The following is a 17,475-nucleotide window of genomic DNA, read 5'->3' as shown; positions in this document are numbered from 1 at the left end:
TTAAAAACAAGATCAGTTCTAAAACTTCAACGCAAACAGGCACTGTAATCCAAAATTGGATTACAGTGCCTGTTCATTTTAAGTAGATAACTAAAGGTTGAAAAGCGAAAAATTAATATCACCGCTGTTGTTACAGTCCTAGAGTTAATTTATTTAAATAATCAGAAATATTCGTTTTATTGTTCTTGTTATTAAAGAACAAAATTAGTTGGAAGAGCTGAGAGTATTCATTTGCAGCGAAAGTGGCGTTATTGCTTCAGCAATTACACCACCGGGCGCGTGGAAGACTCGCGGGTTCTGCGAGGCTTCAACCGAGGCTCGAGACCGCTCTTTGGCTCAAGCCGTTCCACGCAGCAATTGAATACTCTCAGCTCTGGAAACGGCATACTTAACTAAACTTTCAACCTTTAGTAGATAACGTAAATTTTTAATGAAAATCGTTCAATTAATTTGATTTATCGCTCGATAAAAACTATCGAACCAATTTATCCCAGATCACTACATCTCCACTAGCTAGAGACTTTGGAACATCAATAATTCTTTGATTGGATGATCCCCGAAATTGTAGTGTTAAGTCTTTTTTACGTAACAAAAATCTACCATCAACCAAAATGTCTATCAAGGATAACATTTCCAATTTATCGCTCGATTCTTTCATCAACTCGTCCCATGAATAACCAGTCCATGACCAGATATCTTTCGTGTGTCCAAATTCTTTTCGAATTCTCTTGCATAACGATAAACAGACCTCAGTATTTAAAAAAGGTTCACCACCAAGTAAAGTTAATCCTTGTACATAGCTTTGACCAAGGTCTTTGATGATCTGATCTTCAAGTTCTTTAGTGTAAGGTTTTCCGTAACGAAAATCCTGTGCTGCAACGTTATAACACCCCGGACATCTAAAAAGGCAACCTGAAACATACAAACTACATCTGACACCTTCACCATCTACAAAATTAAATGGTTTGTAATCAGCAATCATTTTAAGACTGTGGTCCTTGCTTAACCATTCTTTGGGAGTCGGATTGTTTGGTTCTCTCATATTCTGCCGCATGCTGTATCATCTCCGAAGTCATATTTTTTCTACGTGAAGCAATTTCAACGTGTCGACCGTGAATCATAGGACGTTGTTGTGGATTACCTAAATATCCACAGGTTCTTTTAACAACATCACATGTTTGTGGGTCGTGATTACCACATTGTGGACAAACAAAGCCACGAGCTGTTGCTTTAAATTCACCTTTAAATCCACATTCGAAGCATTGGTCGATCGAAGTGTTAGTACCTAAATAACCAACATGATCATATGCCCAATCCCAAACAGCTTCTAAGGCCTTAGGATTTTGACGTAAATTAGGATATTCACAATAATGAATAAATCCGCCTGAAGCATATTTAGGAAAAATCTCTTCAAAGGTCAACTTTTCAAATGGATTTGGATGCTTTCTAACATCATAGTGAAAGCTATTTGTGTAATATTCTTTCTCCGTTATGTTTGGTATAACGCCAAATTTCTCCAAATCATCGCGACAAAATGTGTCAGTCAATGATTCGGCAGGTGTGGAATAAAGGCTGTAGTGATACCCACTTTCATCAGCCCATTGAACACATTTTTCATGTAACGCCTTAACAATACTTTCGGCAAAATCATGAGCATCTTGATTACCTTCCCACTTGTCACCAAAGAACTCACTACATACTTCATATAGGCCGATATATCCTAATGAAACAGTGGCACGTTGATTCTTGAACAATTCATCAATACTATCATCCTTCTTCAAACGTTTGCCAAACGCACCATACATATATAACAACGGAGCATTTTCTGGTTTGGCTTGTTTTGTTCGTTCAATACGATATGCCAAAGCAGTGTGACAAATCTGCATTTTCTCTTCAAAGATATTCCAGAATAAATCCTTATTACCCTTGGATTCCAGAGCAATTCTTGGTAAGTTGACCGTTACAACGCCTAGATTCATTCGGCCTGAGTTGACTTCTTTACCATTTTCATCTTTCCATCCTTGAAGAAACGAGCGACAACCCATTGGTGTCTTAAAACTACCGGTAATCTCTTTAATTTTGTCGTACATCAATAAATCTGGATACATTCGTTTAGTCGAACACTCTAGAGCCAACATTTTGATGTCGTAATTAGGATCACCTGGATCTAGATTCAGGCCACGTTTAACGGTAAATGTCAGTTTTGGAAAAATTGCTGTTCGATGTTCTTTACCTAATCCTTTGATTCTTATTTCTAAGATGGATTTTTGAATAGCACGTTCCAACCAGTTTGTCCCTAAACCGAAATTAATGGTCGTGAACGGCGTTTGTCCTTGCGATGAGTAAAGTGTATTGATTTCATATTCAAGTGCCTGCATGGCGTCATAAATGTCCTTACGAGTCTTCTCTTTGGCAAACTCCACTTGCTTATCTTCAACGATCCACTTCTGGGCATCTTTCATGTGTTTTTGATAATTTATTTCTGCATATGGAGCGAGCAACTGATCAATTCGATTAGCTGAACATCCACCATATTGTAATGAGGCAACATTGGCGATAATTTGTGACATCTGTGCCGTGGCCGTTTGGATTGATCGTGGCGATGCGACCCAGGCATTACCAATTTTAAAACCATGACTCAACATTTCATCAAAGTCGATCAAACAACAATTGGTCTCAGGTGTAACTGGTGAATAGTCAAGATCATGCCAGTGAATATCACCACGTAAATGTGATTTAGCAACCAGCTCGGGCAACATTTTTAACCCCATAGCACGACTAGCCACACCAGCTTCCAAATCACGCTGGGTATTAAAAATATTACTGTCTTTATTAGCGTTCTCATGAACAACTTCATCATTACGATCAAATAAACGTTCAATATTCAATTGAACATTTGTAGCTCGGGCAAATTTCTCTTGGTCATTTTGGAAATATTTTTCATAGGAATCGGCTTGACTATCCATACCATTGTCTTTTAAGACACGAAAAATAACGCTGTGCAGTTCTGTCGCTGTAATCAATTCATGGTTATGAAAACTATCTACTAAACTGTCAACAACCAATTGTTTCTGGGCTGTCGTTAACTCTAATTGATCCAAAACAAATATAATTTTATAGGCATAAAATTTAGTTTTGACTCCGCTGCGTTTTTCTACAGGAATAGTAACTAATTCATCTAATTTGGCATTCATATAAAAAATCCTCCTGAACTTCTGACCATAAGGTAACGTTAAATACTGTTACCATTCTACAAAATTATTAATGAAAAAATAAGACTACCAAATACTATATGATGTGTTATATAGCACAATCATACAATATATAGTAGTCTTATTTTAGATTTACCCAAAAACATCGCTCTAACGATTTCACAAATCGTCGTTACGTTTAAAAGTAAAGCTGATAATCAAACATCCGTTCTTGTTCAAAAATTCTTGATTTTTTTAAACTTATAGCGTTGTAATGGTCGATTTTTGCTCACTTTTATTAACAAAATAATATGTAATAGCTGCACATATGAAAACGACGGCAGTGATAAAAATATGCACACCATACAAAACACCGATTGTAGGACCATCAGTAATAGTATTATTGAAAAATCCTAAGGCATTAATTTTAATAAAGTAACTGACAAAATAAATGGTTGTCATGTATACCAATTGTTGTGACACATTACCAACACTTGATAGTTGATACTTGATCAAGAAAGCACGTTCATTGTCGATATTAGTATTTGAATATAATTCATCATTCAAAATTCTGTTATCAGCACCAACGAAAACGGAACAAAAGAACAGTCCTACAAAATACGTTGGATTGAACAGAGCCATGATAAGTCCAATCAACAATAATGGATAGCGCAAATTGCGATGGCGCTTATTCAGTAGTGGTCCTATTTGAAAACCAATTAAATAAATTGCATATACAAGCATCAAACTATTGAATCCAAATCGAATAGTACTGTCAAAAATGGCATAAAGCATAACGTAGTTCATCACTACCCCACGGTTGACCGCAGCCATACTCAATGGAAAAAGTTTTTTATGAATATCAATTTGATAATAAGCTAAGAAAAAGAATAAGACGATAGCTGCAATACTAATAACTAGGTCAAATGAATTTGAAACTGCCTTAAGTCTCGTATAGCGAATAATAAAAATCAACATAACCAAACTGGCCATGACAATTAGACTAAAGAGCGAATTGACTCGAAATTTTGGTTTCTTTTCCATCCCTTGATAAAAGGTCAATCGATGTGTTATCTGCATTCCACCGACCATCGCTGCAAAGAATAGCACGGCTAACAAAAGGAACGAAAGATTTAAAAATTTTGTCTTCGTAGCAATCAATTGTACAGCCAGCAAAATAATCAAAGTCAAAACAACCGATAATCCGTGCATTCGATTGAATTTGAACTCTTTATCCATCTGTCCTCGTGAACGAACGGTTAAATAATAGGGCCAGATCCAACTGGAAGCCAGTCCCAACAGGACACCACCAATAATTCCCATGACTGGATTAGCGGCCCCTAAGATGAATAGTGAACCCATAACTCCAAACAGACTGGACATGGCCAACATCGTTGAAGCCGGAAGTGTTATGAACGTCGTCAATAACATCCCTAACGCCCTAAATGTATAAAGCATTAAGAATGGCAAAGCATACGCGAAAACACTCTTATTTTGATTGTATAATGTCAAACAGAAAAAGTACGGTATTGCAACTCCGGCGTTAGCCAAAAGGTCTAATACGCCTTCGTTAAAGATACTCATTATTCGCTTCATTTTTTTCTCACCTGAAATTAAATGTCTTTAAACATTCTAACAGAAATCGTCAAAAAAATATGGAACCCAAGCCAATTTCTATATTCCGTATTCTCAATTATTACTTGCTTTTTTAAGATGTAACTAAAAGGTGCCATCTCAAGAGCCGAGAAATATTCACTGGCTGTGCCTGGTTCAAGACCGCACTTTGGCTCGGACCGTTCCGCGCAGCAATTGAATACTTTCAGCTCTGGAAACGGCATACTTAATTAAACTTTTTAACTTTTAGTTATTTAACTGAAAGGTGAAAGGTGAAAAATCAATCTAACAATTGTTATTACCGGTCTTTTAGCTAATCTATTTAAGTAACTCAAACGTCTTCATTTTATTGTTCCTACTATTAAAAAATAAATTAGTTGGAAGAGCTGAGAGTATTCATTTGCAGCGAAAGTGGCGTTATTGCTTCAGCAATTACACCACCGGGCGTGTTGAAACCTCGCGGGTTTTGCGAGGCTTCAACCGAGGTTCGAGACCGCACCTTGGCTCGGGCCGTTCCGCGCAGCAATTGAATACTCTCAGCTCTGGAAACGGCATACTTAAATAAACTTTCAACCTTTAGTTATTTAATCAAAAAAGAGCCGTTTTCACTTGAATCAAGTAAGAAACAGCTCCTCTTTATTTTAACTTTCTATTTTTCAGCAGTGGGCACTGATACTAAATCATCAGCAACTAATCGTTCTGCAATCTGAACAGTATTCCAAGCCGCACCTTTCAATAAATTGTCAGAAACAACCCATAAATTGAAGGCTCCTTTGTTTTCAAGATCAGGACGGATTCGACCCACAAATGTATCCCGACTGCCAACTGCATTGATCGGCTGTGGATAAACTTGATGTTTAGGATCATCTTGTAAAACGGCTCCTGGTGCTTCTCTGATAAGTTGTTGAATCTTTTCAGTTGTAGCCGATTTATCTGCAACTTCAATATAAACAGATTCCCCATGACTGATTGGCACTGGGACTCTGACACAAGTGGCTGTTACTTTGATTTCAGGTGAATTCATATCACCCAACATAATCTTCTTTGTTTCATGTATCATCTTCCACTCTTCATGTGAATAAAGATTGTCTTCCAAAACATCAATTTGAGGTAAGAGGTTGAAAGCTAAAGGATAATGCTCCTTATCACCCTTCGTTGGAAAAATATCGGCTTTCATGTCTTTACCGTCCAAATAATCCTGTGCTTCTGAATACAATTCATTTAAGGCACTCTGACCGGCACCACTAGCAGCCTGATAAGTTGAAACGATAATCTGTTTTAAACCAAAGGCTTTTCTAATTGGTTCCAGTGCAACCATCATTTGAATTGTTGAACAGTTAGGATTTGCGATGATTCCATGGTGATTATACAATGCAGCTTCATTAACTTCTGGGACAACCAATGGCACATCTTCGTCCATTCTAAAAGCACTGGTATTGTCAACACAGACCGCACCACGTTTAACTGCTTCAGGCAAGAGTTTCTTAGAAACGGCACCACCAGCAGAAGCCAACACGAGATCAACTCCTTCAAAGGACTCTGGTTTAGCCTCTTCAACAGTTACTTCTTGACCTTTAAATTGTAACTTTTTACCTGCAGAACGATAAGAAGCCAACAACTTGATTTTGGTTACAGGAATAGTCGACTGTTCCAGTTGTTGAATTAAACGTGTTCCAACGGCACCTGTTGCACCTAGAATTGCTACTGTATATCCGCTCATAAAATCCACTCCTTAACTATTATTTATAAATTATCAGTAAATTTTCTCAAACGCTTCATGGCTTCTTGAATATCTTCCATTGAAGCAGCATATGAAATTCGGAAGTGACCTTCGCCACCTTTACCAAAAGCAACTCCTGGTGTAACACCAACAAGTCCTTCTTCGGCCAATTTATTTGCAAATTCAATTGAATCTAAGTTGTATTTAGCAGGAATCTTGGAGAATGTGTAGAATGCACCTTCAGGCAAAACTGTTTCATAACCCATATCATTTAATTGATCAACTAAGTAATCACGGCGTTCTTGATAAATTTTACGCATGGCAATGGGATCATCAATACCATTCTTCAATGCTTCTTCTGCAGCAAATTGAGCCGGATTTGAAGGAGCTGTAACGGTAAAGGCGTGCATTTTGTTAGCTTCTTCGACGAAATCTTTCGGACCAGCAATATAACCAATACGGTAACCAGTCATTGCATGAGATTTTGATAAGCCATTGATTAAAATAGTCTTACCAGGCATCAACTTAGCTAGTGACAAATGTTTGTGACCATAAGTTAATTCGGCATAAATTTCATCGGAAATAACAAACATATTCTTATCTTTAACAACATCCACGATTTCTTGTAATTGTTCTTTTGAATAAACAAATCCAGTGGGATTACCAGGGAAATTCAGCATCATAGCCTTAACTTTATCAGGACCTTCTGCTTGGATAACTTCTTCCAAATGCTTTCCAGTCATACAGAAACCATCATCAGTCGTATCAACTTGCACAGGAACACCACCTAGGATCTTAACAATTGGAATGTACAATGCAAAAGTTGGTGTAGGAATGATCACCTTGTCACCAGGATTGATAATAGCAGCAAGTGAATCAAAAATAGCTTCCGTAGCACCAATCGTGACGATAATTTCTGTTTCTGGATCATATTTAAGATCAAATTGCTTGTCCAAGTAACCAGAAATTGATTCTCTTAAACTCAAGAAGCCTTTTTGATCTGAGTAATGTGACTCATTTTCTTTGATACTTTCAATGGCAGCATCCTTAACATGTTCGGGAACGTTAAAGTTTGGTTCACCAAGTGTCAATTTTACTAATCCAGGAATTTTTGCAAATTTTTCGGCAAATTCTCTGATCATTGATCTACCCATTGGGGCAATTGTTTCATTTACTACATTTTTTACTGACGAATCTAATTCTGGCATCCTTCAACACTCCTTAAAAATTAATGTAATTTAATAATATAACAAATCCGATAAAATTATTAGAGTTTTTGTAATCTTTTTAAATTATTTCTTAATTTAACTAAAAATAACTTCTTCATGTTTAAAAATTTGTTCTATTTGGAATCACTTTAAATGATTTGCTCCAAACCAATTACCAACTCGTTTTGTTTCATTACCTCATGAACAGCCAACTTAACACCAGTCATAAAACTTTGACGATCAGTAGTACTTTGGGAAATCGTTAATGTTTCACCCACTCCACCAAAAATAACCTCTTCATCGGCTACAAATCCTGGCAAACGTAAAGCATGAATTTTCGTTCCATGATAATCTCCGCCTCTCGTACCCATTGGGTCATCGTCACTATGCTGTGGCTGATTGTGACCACGAGCTTCATAAATCAAACGAGCAGTATTTAAGGCCGTTCCTGAAGGTGCATCGAGTTTATCTTCGTGATGCTTTTCGACAATTTCTGATTCCTCAAAATACTTGGCCGCAACTTGCGCAAATTTCATCATTAAAACAGCCGATAGTCCAAAATTAGATGCAATGATTCCGCCAAGATTTTTAGCATCAGCTAATTGTTTTAACTCCGCAGTCTGTTCTTCACTCATCCCACTTGTACCAATAACTGGGCGAATCCCATGTTCAATGGCAAATTTTGTATTGTCGAAAACTGCACTTGGAATTGAAAAGTCGATCCAAATATCTGCCGCAATATCGATATCAGTTAATCTATTAAAAACCTTCACATTTCTGTCTAATCCATAAGTCTGCGGATTCAAATCAGTCACTAGCGGATTAAATCCTGCCACTAACTCCATATCACTTGAATCGGCAACCATTTTGATGGCCTTTTGCCCCATTGATCCATTGAAACCTGAAATTATAACTTTTATCATCAAGAAAACTCCTAAACATCTAAGATTTTAAATAATTTATCTTGCTCGACCTTATTTAATGGCAAAATTGGCAAACGACAACTTCCAACATGATAACCGGCTCTATTTAATGCCGCCTTAACTGGTGATGGCGATGGATACATGAATAATGCAGCCATTTTTGGTGTCAATTGACGTTGAATCTTACCAGCAATTTGATAATTACCTTCATCCAATGACTTGAACATTTCAGTCATCTCATTGCCATAAATATGTGACGCTACGGAGATAACTCCATTAGCTCCGATAACTTTGGCAAACAATGCTTGAGAATCTTCACCACTGAAAACCACAAAATCATCATCAGTATGTTCCACGATGTATTCCAGATCTTCCATCGTGTTACATTGCTTAACACCATAAATATTGCGATTCTTTGACAATTTAACAACAGTCTCTTTTTCCATCAAAACGCCTGTTCGACCAGGAATATTATAAATCATGATTGGCAATGCCGAATTCTCAGCAACTGTTTCAAAATGAGCTAACATCCCTCGTTGATTAGGTTTGTTGTAATAAGGAACCACAACTAAAGCCATATCAATCCCATCAATTTTTGCCAACTTGTGGATAAAATCAATTGTTCCAACAGTGCTGTTACTACCGGCACCGGCAATAATTGGGGCCCTTCCGTTGACAATTTTGACAAATTTTTGATATAGGTCAAGTTTCTCAGTTTCAGTCAAAGTCGGAGTTTCACCAGTTGTACCACCAATAACAAATCCTTTTGAACCCGTTGCCAATAAATGTTCGGTTAACTTCTCCAAAGCTACATAATCAATTTGATCATTATCATCAAATGGTGTAATGATTGCTGTCATTAAATCAATTTCATCATCCATTAATCTTCCTCCAAATTCATCCGATAGCTTAAGAATCCAACCATCGCCTCAATACCTTTTTGAATTGCCGCTTCATTCGGTAAGAAGTCCGCTGAATGGAGTGCACCTTTACTTTCAACGCCAAGCCAAAACATCGTTCCAGGAATCTTATTGATCAAATAACCAAAATCCTCTCCCGTCATCTTTGGTTCGGTCTCTTCGAAAGCAACTTTTTTACTTTCCTTCATATACTTAATAAATCGCTTTGTTAATTCAGGATTATTCTCCACTGGATAATAGCCACCTTGGTTGTAATCAACCTCAATCTGACAATTGAACGATTTTTCCAAACCTTCGGCAATTTCTGAGATTCGTTGACGAATGAATTCAATCATCTCTTGAGTTAAACCACGAATCGTGCCTTCGATTCTGGCTTCACCGGCAATAACATTTCTAATTACCCCCGCTTCCATTTTGCCAAATGTGATCACACCACACTTAATTGGATCAATGCTTCGTGAAATTACGGTTTGAACTTGATTAATGAAATTAGCAGCAATCACAATCGCATCATTAGCCAAATGCGGATAAGCAGCGTGACCACTCTTCCCATGAATTGTGATATTAACCTCAGTTGTTCCAGCGAATAGTGTTCCTATTCGACAACCAATAACTCCAGTTTTCAAAAGTGGATTATCGTGTAAACCATAAAACTCATCGATATGGAAAGCACCACTGAAAGTTCCTAAGTCGTAAGCAACCTTGCCTCCACTTTCACTTTCTTCAGCTGGTTGAAAGAAGAATACGAGATTGTCCTTTGGTTGATGTTCACTAAAATAATTCAAAATACCTAATGCAACTGTCATATGCAAATCATGACCACAAGCATGCATCACCCCTGGATCAGTTGATTTATAGCTTAGATTATTCGTTTCCGTTACAGGCAAAGCGTCCATATCACAACGATAACCAATATTCCTTCGTGGGTCTGAACCCTTGACTAACACCAACAGAGCAGTTGGTAATTCTGGTAGCTCTTTAATTTCCAAATTAGTCTGAGAAAATGATTGAATCACTTGTAAAACGTAAGCATGTGTCTTAACCTCATGCATTGCTAATTCCGGAATGGAATGTAAGTGTCGTCTGATTTGAATCAACTGTTCATTTGATAATGTCATAACTACAACTTCCTTAAAGTACTCTCAATTTGAGTTTTATCAGTTGTTTTCTGATCTTTGACTTTAAGAATCTTAGCCGGGACACCAGCGACAACCGTTCCAGCGGCCACGTCTTTTGTCACGATAGCTCCAGCACCAACCACTGCATCATCACCTACTTGGACGCCCTCTAGAACTACAGCATTGGCACCAACAATAACGTTATTTCCAATACGGACTGGTTGTGCGGAAGCAGGTTCAACTACACCAGCCAATACCGCATTAGCACCAATATGTGAATTTTCACCAACGATTGCACGACCACCCAGGACAGCACCCATATCGATCATTGTTTTAGCTCCAATTTCGGCACCAATATTGATCACTGCACCCATCATTATAACGGCGTTATCTCCAATCTCAACTCGGTCACGAATAATAGCTCCTGGTTCAATACGCGCATTAATATGCTTGATATCTAACATTGGTACTCCAGTATTTTGACCATCTGTTTCAACATAGAAATCAGTTAATGAATTAGCCTTCAGAACTGGTTCAATCAACTTGAAATCGCCAATAATAATTGCTAAATCATTACTCTTAAAAACTTTGATTTCAGAAGGAAATTCAATGTGGGAAACATCCCCTTGCAAGTAAACCTTTACCGGCGTTAATTTTTTTGAGTTTCCTATATAATTAATAATTTCTTGCGCATCCATTTTTGACATTAAAATTTCCTCCAATTAATAATCCAAGTCTAAACTAGTTAAATCTTGATAAGTTTCTCGTTTAACAACCAATTTATCCTGACCATCTTCAACAAAAACAACGGCGGGTCGTGGATTGCGATTATAATTCATTGCCATTGAATATCCATAAGCGCCAGTATCAAGAACCGCTAAGATATCGCCTGGATCTGTCTTAGGGAGTGGCTGTTGATCAATCATGATATCGCCAGATTCACAATACTTACCTGCAATGTGAGCTGTTTCAACAATCGACTGATCCATTTTATTAGCAACGACCGCTTCATATTTAGCTTGATATAATGCTGGACGAATGTTATCCCCCATACCACCATCGACTGAAACATATGGTGTTAAATTAGGAATATCCTTACGCGAACCAATTTCGTAAAGTGTATATCCCGCAGGTCCAACAATTGACCGACCAGGTTCGATCCAAATTTCAGGAACATCGTCGCAATTTTGCTTTAATTCATCAGCAATTTGTTTGATGAATTCATTTGCAGTAATCGGATCGTCGTCTGCGTTATAACTGATTCCAAATCCTCCACCAAGATTGATTACCTCTGGCCAGTAGTTGAATTCTTTTTGTAAATCTTTAGAGATAGCAATCATTTTCTTTGCCAACATGACAAAACCTTGTGTACCAAAAATTTGTGAGCCGATATGTGCGTGAATTCCTAATAGATTCATATTAGGATCATCCAGAACTTGTTTCATTGCTTCTTTTGCTTGTCCCGATTCAACATCAAATCCAAATTTACTATCTGTTTGACCAGTTTGATCGTACTTATGAGTATGGGCCGAAATTCCCGGAGTCAATCGCAACATAACATTTATTTTTTCGTGATCTGTATTTAAAATACGTGATAACAATTCAATTTCGTGAAAATTATCTAACATAATTACACCGACATGATTTTGAACGGCCATGACTAACTCATCAAATGTTTTGTTATTACCATGAAAACTGATTTTTTCACTTGGAAATCCAGCTGCTAAAGCAGTATGTAACTCTCCACCAGAAACCACATCAATGTGAACATCTTCTTGCTTCATAACTTGATAGATTGCTTTGACTGCAAATGCCTTACTGGCATAGCTGACTTGATACTTCAAACCAACTTCTTCAAAAGCTGATTTGAATTTTCTTATTTGGTTGCGGATCTGAGAAACATCAAAGACATATAGTGGTGTTCCATATTTCTTAGCTAAATCGACACTGTCGACTCCACCTATCATTAAATGTCCGTTATCACTTGTTAAATCATCTGTAATCATAATATTTTCTCCTTTTTCCAAATAAAAAAGACCTCTTTGCTTAATAACAAAGAGACCCATCAATAATCTGCATCAATTTTGTCATAAGCTCAACGTGACCTACCAATAGCCACGACAGTTCGTATTCTCTTATTAATACGCCCCAGCCTGCCAAATTCTGTAAAATTTGGTGCTTCGGCAATCTTCCCTTTCAATAAGTTCACGGCTTTTACAGAAGCTCCCTCATTTACTAATGTTAATTGCGACCTCTTTTGTTGGTACTAAGATTATAACAGTGCTCATAATTCGTCAAGTAATATTAGTAAATTTCTCATTTTTATAAATAAAAAGTATTTTTTTCTTGTCATAACAACGAAAAATGATACACTCATCATTAAAAACAATTTAATTTTAGAGGTGTATTGTATGAAGGTCGTCAAGTTTGGGGGTAGCTCCCTCGCCACCGGAGAGCAATTTGAGAAGGTCATCAATATCGTAAATGATGATTTTGAACGGAAAGTCATTGTAACTTCCGCTCCCGGGAAACGTTTCGCTGGTGATACCAAAGTTACTGATTTATTAATTGAATATGCTACTGCAGTTATTGAAAATGTGGATCATACTAATATTCTCAAAAAGATTATCTCAAGATACCGCGAAATAAGCGACTATTTTAAACTCGATGATTCAGTTATCAAACTTCTAAAAGAAAAATTAGTTAATCTTGCCACTACTAAATTTGTTGATGATGAATACTTGATGGCTGCATTTAAAGCTCACGGTGAATTTCTTAACGCAATTCTTCTAAATGAAATTCTTAACGCTAAAGGCATCAAATCAATCTTCGTTGATCCTAAAGATGCTGGAATTATAGTTCACGGTCAGCCAAATGATGCTGATATTTCACCAGAAACCTATCTCAATTTAAATAAGCTTGAATTGCCAAAAGATACCAAAGCAATTTTTCCAGGATTCTTTGGTTACAGTCAAGATGGCAATATTTATACATTTTCTCGTGGTGGCTCAGATATTACTGGTGCCCTATTGAGTCGAGGATTGCACGCTGATCTATACGAAAACTTTACAGATGTTGATGCGATTTATGTTGCTAACAACCACGTAGTCAAACATCCTCAGGCAATTAAGAAAATGTCATATCGTGAAATGCGCGAGCTTTCCTATGCTGGCTTCTCAGTCTTTCAAGATGAGGCCATCATTCCCGCTATTAAGGGTCAAGTACCGGTTAACGTCAAAAATACTAACAATCCCAGTGCTGAGGGAACCTTGATTGTTCCGGAACAATTTCTCTTCAATCCTTCTAATCAAATTACGGGTATCGCCTGTTCAAAAAGATTTTCAGCCTTATATATTCATCGATATTTGTTAAACAAAGAAGTCGGTTTCACATTAAAATTACTTAAAATTTTTTATAAATATAATATTTCTTACGAGCATATGCCCTCTGGTATCGACGATCTAACAGTTATCTTTGACCGAACTAAGCTTGATAAAACAACCATCAAACATCTTTGCCACGATGTTAAAGAAGTCCTCCAGCCTGATTATTTGGAATGGATCGACGATTATGCAATTATTATGGTAGTTGGTGAAGGTATCGCCCATAACGTCAACACATTGGGTCAAATCATTGATTCGTTAACTAACAACAATATTGCCATTCACATGATCAACCAAGGTGCCTCACGCATTTCCATCATGATTGGAATTCAGGAATCTGATGCTGATGAGGCTGTTAAACAAATTTATAAAACATTTTTCGATTAATAATGAGGTGAAAAATTTGGTAAAATTACTCAAAGTACATGGTTCAGAAAATAAGTTTTTTATACTTGATCAAACATTACTAGAAACCCCTTTGAACGATAATGAATTAAAATCAGTGGCAATAAACTTCTGTAACAATATTCTTGGTGGTGCCGACGGACTGCTAGTTATCGGTACTAGTGAAAATTGTTTGGGAAAAATGCGTGTAATCAACGCTGATGGTAGTGAAGCTAAGATGTGCGGTAACGGCTTAAGAACTGTTAGTCGTTACCTATCCGAAAAATATCAGTTAAACAATTTTAAAGTTGAAACGATGGAATCAAACTTAGACGTCGCAAAGGCTCCAGATTTTTATAACGGCGTTCCAGCATTCAGCGTGGAGATTTCACCAATTTCTTTTAATAAATCTGATTTACCTTTCTCATATAAGCAACAAAATGAAATGATCGACATGTTGGTACCAGAGTTTTTACCCGATCAAAGTTTCACCGCTATAGCGGTGCCTAATCCCCACTTAATCAGCTTTGTTCCCGAGGTTAGTCAACTCGAATTGGGAGACTTGGGACAGAAACTTAATGGCAAGAATGAATACTTCCCAGAGGGTGTAAATGTTAGTTTCAGTCAAATTATTGACACTAACAAAATATTTGTCCAAACCTACGAGCGTGGCGTTGGCTTCACCAATGCTTGTGGAACCGGCATGTCTGCCACCAGCCTAGCTTTTGCCATGCTACATCCAGATAAATTTGATTCCACTAAGGAAATAAGCGTCTATAATCCTGGAGGAATGGTTAGAACTAGAGTCACTTTGGATCCTATTAAGGAAAAGAGTAGCTTAAGATTAATTGGTAATGCAACATTCACTCACAAAATTGAAATCAGCGAATTCAACTTGCATAATAATCTTCTTAACGACATCAACGTTACCGATACAAATGAGGAGAAAGATTATCAAGCATTCGTAAAGAGTATTTCTCAATAATTATAAGCCTGAAGTGTGTTTAATATGGCTAGCTTTTAAGTATTCAACTAAATGTTGAAAGGTGAAAACCTAATACACCCATTGTTGTTACAGGCCTGGGGCTAATTAATTTAAACAAATCAAAAGTCTTCATTTTATTGTTCCTGTCATAAACACTAGTTGGAAGAGCTGAGAGTATTCAATTAAATAGACACTGTAATCCTTTTTGGGATCGCAGTGTCTATTTAATTTAGTGGAAAAAATTATGGCTCATATTTAATGACCATATTAATTATATCAAAACTCGTTTGTATAAAAAAAAGACCTATGAGATAAACTCATAAGTCTTTTTAAGTTAGTGCGCCTAGTAGGAGTCGAACCTACAACCTTCTGATTCGTAGTCAGACACTCTATCCAATTGCGCTATAGGCGCATACCAATAACTCAACAAAAATAATTATATCATACATATTGTAAATTTGTACACGACTTTTTTTATTATTTTCCCTCCGCACTTTTTGAATCAAAATTAGTTTATTGTTTTCAAATATCATCAAACATTATATTAAGCTATATCATTTTACAATTACATTTGGCGCCTTTACGTCGCATCATTATCATATAATATAGGTTAAGAACATGATCCTTTTAGGGGGATAATTCTAAGTTCTTATAGGAGGAACTGTTTTGAGAATAACTAAATTAGTAGTAGGCATTTTAATGATTGTCTTATCAGTCTTTATTGTATTTCAAAGTATGGCAGCTGGTCTTTTAAATGCCATTGAGAACAAAGGCGCAACCAGTGGTTCTGCTGGTATCTTGATGGCACTTGCCTATCTAATATCTGGAATTGTTTATCTTGCAACGAAGAGTAAAAAAGGTTTAGGTGGAGATATCGCTAACGCAATAATTCTTGGTTTATTCGGAGTAATGGCTCTAGCCAGTGCCAACAAGAGTTTTGGTGACTTGATGATTTGGATCGTTTTAGGATTCATAATTGGCCTGGGTTTTCTAATTTGGCATTTGCTAACCAATAGAGGTGCTAAGAATAATATCGTTACTGACCAATACATGAACAATGGCTACAATCAGAGTAACGGTCAACAAAGCCAATACCCATCAAGATTGGAACTACATTCAAGAAGACATCATTAATTATTTTTATATTTTCGTTTGAATAATCTGGTATAATTTGAGCATAAAATCAAATCTGGAGATGATTCTGATGCAGTCACAAATTTACCCATACCTTGCATTTAAAAGCGCTAAGGAGGCCATAGAATACTATCAAGATGTCTTCGGCGCTACTGAAGTTTATCGTCTAAGTCCACAACCTGAACAAGCTAAACAATTCGGTATTTCAGAAGATACTGATTTAGAAAGTCTAACGATGCATGCTGGTTTTACTGTTCTTGGAATGAAAATAGAATGTTCTGATGCCTTCAATGGAAACGATGAACCATCTGGACAAATATCATTATTACTAGACATCAACAGTGAAGATTCAGAAAGTGTTAAAGCCGTTGATAATTTTTACAAACATCTTGAAGAATCTAAGCAAGTTGAAATAACCATGCCCTTTGAGGAACAATTCTGGGGTGGAAAAATGGGTGGTTTCACTGATAAGTATGGTATCAACTGGATGTTACACACATCTCCTTGGTCAAAATCACAAGATCATAAAAATGATTAATCAAAAAAGTCACCATATCGAATGATATGGTGACTTTTTTATTGGTATATTACCCTTTTGAATTAGAGTCTACGGAGAGTAGGGGGTTCGAACCCCTGATACAAGTCAATACTCGTATACATGATTTCCAATCATGCTCCTTCAACCACTCGGACAACTCTCCAAGATAAAAAAAAACTCCGGTTGTCAGACTCGAACTGACGACAACCTGATTAACAGTCAGGTGCTCTACCAACTGAGCTAAACCGGAATAATAACAGCGTGGCAGCTCCCTATCCTCGCGGGTAGTTTCCCACCAACTACTTTCGGCGCGGAGAAGCTTAACTTCTGTGTTCGGCATGGGAACAGGTGTATCCT

14 protein-coding genes, 3 tRNA genes, 1 rRNA gene and 1 riboswitch are annotated in these 17,475 nt (G+C 37.0%); of the genes, 4 read left to right on the top strand and 14 right to left on the bottom strand.

The genetic code is table 11. The annotated features are described in order from the left end of the window. Positions 1 to 472 precede the first annotated feature (472 nt). From nrdG to lysA, 10 genes are all read right to left on the bottom strand, one after another. Positions 473 to 1,054: an anaerobic ribonucleoside-triphosphate reductase activating protein gene (nrdG, locus tag FFM71_RS09185; protein ID WP_137611880.1), complete on the bottom strand. Its 582-nt coding sequence runs from the start codon at positions 1,052 to 1,054 to the stop codon at positions 473 to 475. After that, on the bottom strand, positions 984 to 3,194 hold the full coding sequence (gene nrdD / locus FFM71_RS09180; RefSeq protein WP_137611879.1) for an anaerobic ribonucleoside-triphosphate reductase: 2,211 nt from the start codon (positions 3,192 to 3,194) through the stop codon (positions 984 to 986). Before nrdD ends, nrdG begins: the two co-directional genes overlap by 71 nt. Positions 3,195 to 3,452: 258 nt before the next feature. After that, the gene (locus tag FFM71_RS09175; protein ID WP_137611878.1) at positions 3,453 to 4,787 is read right to left on the bottom strand and encodes a hypothetical protein; all 1,335 of its coding nucleotides are present in this window, start codon (positions 4,785 to 4,787) and stop codon (positions 3,453 to 3,455) included. 667 nt (positions 4,788 to 5,454) lie between these two features. After that, positions 5,455 to 6,525: an aspartate-semialdehyde dehydrogenase gene (locus FFM71_RS09170; protein WP_137611877.1), complete on the bottom strand. Its 1,071-nt coding sequence runs from the start codon at positions 6,523 to 6,525 to the stop codon at positions 5,455 to 5,457. 23 nt (positions 6,526 to 6,548) lie between these two features. Then, complete coding sequence (locus FFM71_RS09165; RefSeq protein ID WP_137611876.1) at positions 6,549 to 7,733, bottom strand: aminotransferase class I/II-fold pyridoxal phosphate-dependent enzyme; 1,185 nt, start codon at positions 7,731 to 7,733, stop codon at positions 6,549 to 6,551. Positions 7,734 to 7,882: 149 nt separating this feature from the next. Continuing rightward, positions 7,883 to 8,656, bottom strand: coding sequence for a 4-hydroxy-tetrahydrodipicolinate reductase (gene dapB / locus FFM71_RS09160; protein ID WP_137611875.1), 774 nt, complete (start codon positions 8,654 to 8,656; stop codon positions 7,883 to 7,885). Between the two features lie 11 nt (positions 8,657 to 8,667). Next, positions 8,668 to 9,537 carry a 4-hydroxy-tetrahydrodipicolinate synthase gene (gene dapA, locus FFM71_RS09155; protein WP_137611874.1) on the bottom strand — a complete coding sequence of 290 codons (870 nt, stop codon included), beginning with the start codon at positions 9,535 to 9,537 and terminating at the stop codon, positions 8,668 to 8,670. Continuing rightward, positions 9,537 to 10,694: an N-acetyldiaminopimelate deacetylase gene (locus FFM71_RS09150; protein ID WP_137611873.1), complete on the bottom strand. Its 1,158-nt coding sequence runs from the start codon at positions 10,692 to 10,694 to the stop codon at positions 9,537 to 9,539. The genes dapA and FFM71_RS09150 overlap by 1 nt, the downstream gene beginning before the upstream one ends. 2 nt (positions 10,695 to 10,696) lie before the next feature. Further along, the gene (gene dapD, locus FFM71_RS09145; protein WP_137611872.1) at positions 10,697 to 11,401 is read right to left on the bottom strand and encodes a 2,3,4,5-tetrahydropyridine-2,6-dicarboxylate N-acetyltransferase; all 705 of its coding nucleotides are present in this window, start codon (positions 11,399 to 11,401) and stop codon (positions 10,697 to 10,699) included. Positions 11,402 to 11,416: 15 nt separating this feature from the next. Continuing rightward, on the bottom strand, positions 11,417 to 12,700 hold the full coding sequence (gene lysA, locus FFM71_RS09140; protein WP_137611871.1) for a diaminopimelate decarboxylase: 1,284 nt from the start codon (positions 12,698 to 12,700) through the stop codon (positions 11,417 to 11,419). Positions 12,701 to 12,777: 77 nt separating this feature from the next. Beyond that, positions 12,778 to 12,959, bottom strand: a riboswitch (Lysine riboswitch). 146 nt (positions 12,960 to 13,105) lie between these two features. Between lysA and FFM71_RS09135 the strand changes: the two genes are divergently transcribed. Then, positions 13,106 to 14,464, top strand: coding sequence for an aspartate kinase (locus FFM71_RS09135; RefSeq protein WP_137611870.1), 1,359 nt, complete (start codon positions 13,106 to 13,108; stop codon positions 14,462 to 14,464). A 16-nt stretch (positions 14,465 to 14,480) separates the two neighbouring features. Further along, positions 14,481 to 15,446 carry a diaminopimelate epimerase gene (gene dapF, locus FFM71_RS09130; RefSeq protein WP_137611869.1) on the top strand — a complete coding sequence of 322 codons (966 nt, stop codon included), beginning with the start codon at positions 14,481 to 14,483 and terminating at the stop codon, positions 15,444 to 15,446. A 338-nt stretch (positions 15,447 to 15,784) separates the two neighbouring features. Here the strand turns inward: dapF and FFM71_RS09125 are convergent. After that, positions 15,785 to 15,858, bottom strand: a tRNA-Arg gene (locus tag FFM71_RS09125). A gap of 254 nt (positions 15,859 to 16,112) precedes the next feature. Between FFM71_RS09125 and FFM71_RS09120 the strand changes: the two genes are divergently transcribed. Then, the gene (locus FFM71_RS09120) at positions 16,113 to 16,580 is read left to right on the top strand and encodes a hypothetical protein (protein ID WP_179951377.1); all 468 of its coding nucleotides are present in this window, start codon (positions 16,113 to 16,115) and stop codon (positions 16,578 to 16,580) included. A gap of 70 nt (positions 16,581 to 16,650) precedes the next feature. Continuing rightward, positions 16,651 to 17,118, top strand: a complete 468-nt coding sequence (locus tag FFM71_RS09115; protein ID WP_137611868.1) for a VOC family protein — start codon at positions 16,651 to 16,653, stop codon at positions 17,116 to 17,118. Between the two features lie 72 nt (positions 17,119 to 17,190). Here the strand turns inward: FFM71_RS09115 and FFM71_RS09110 are convergent. From FFM71_RS09110 to rrf, 3 genes are all read right to left on the bottom strand, one after another. After that, a tRNA-Ser gene (locus FFM71_RS09110) sits at positions 17,191 to 17,281 on the bottom strand. A 14-nt stretch (positions 17,282 to 17,295) separates the two neighbouring features. Beyond that, positions 17,296 to 17,368 (bottom strand) — tRNA-Asn (locus tag FFM71_RS09105). A 9-nt stretch (positions 17,369 to 17,377) separates the two neighbouring features. After that, positions 17,378 to 17,475: ribosomal RNA gene (rrf, locus tag FFM71_RS09100) — 5S ribosomal RNA — on the bottom strand; the annotation flags it as partial.

This window comes from Companilactobacillus huachuanensis, assembly GCF_005404815.1.
Taxonomy (GTDB): Bacteria; Bacillota; Bacilli; order Lactobacillales; family Lactobacillaceae; genus Companilactobacillus; species Companilactobacillus huachuanensis.
This window is presented reverse-complemented; position numbering and strand designations above follow the sequence as displayed.